We start from the raw sequence: 648 nt of genomic DNA, 5'->3' as shown, positions 1-648 counted from the left end.
AGGCACCCCTTCTCCCGAAGTTACGGGGTCAATTTGCCGAGTTCCTTAACTGTAATTCTTCCGCCGGCCTTAGGATTCTCTCCTCACCTACCTGTGTCGGTTTGCGGTACGGGCACTACATTTCTCCCTAGAAGCTTTTCTTGGCAGCGTAGAATCAAGTACTTCAGCCTAAAAGGCTTTCCCCATCACACCTCAGCTAATACAGGCGGATTTGCCTACCTGTATACCTAAGTGCTTAGACTAGCATCCAATAGCTAGCACACTCTATCTTCCTGCGTCACTCCATCGGTAATAACGATTTGCAGTGGTATCGGAATATCAACCGATTGTCCATCACCTACGCCTTTCGGCCTCGGCTTAGGTCCCGACTAACCCTCAGCGGACGAGCCTTCCTGAGGAAACCTTAGGTTTTCGGCCACTAGGATTCTCACCTAGTTCTCGCTACTAATGCCAACATACTCACTCGTAATCAGTCCACCGCTCCTTACGGTACGACTTCAGCCCGATTACGACGCTCCCCTACCCCAGCAGATATAATCTGCTAGCCGTAGCTTCGGTGATAAGTTTGAGCCCCGAACATCTTCGGCGCAGGATCTCTCGACTAGTGAGCTATTACGCACTCTTTTAATGAGTGGCTGCTTCTAAGCC

1 rRNA gene is annotated in these 648 nt (G+C 50.5%); it reads right to left on the bottom strand.

The annotated features are described in order from the left end of the window. A 23S ribosomal RNA gene (locus OCU55_RS23745) occupies positions 1–648 on the bottom strand; the annotation flags it as partial.

Source organism: Clostridium folliculivorans, assembly GCF_024341905.1.
GTDB lineage: Bacteria > Bacillota > Clostridia > Clostridiales > Clostridiaceae > Clostridium_AR > Clostridium_AR folliculivorans.
This window is presented reverse-complemented; position numbering and strand designations above follow the sequence as displayed.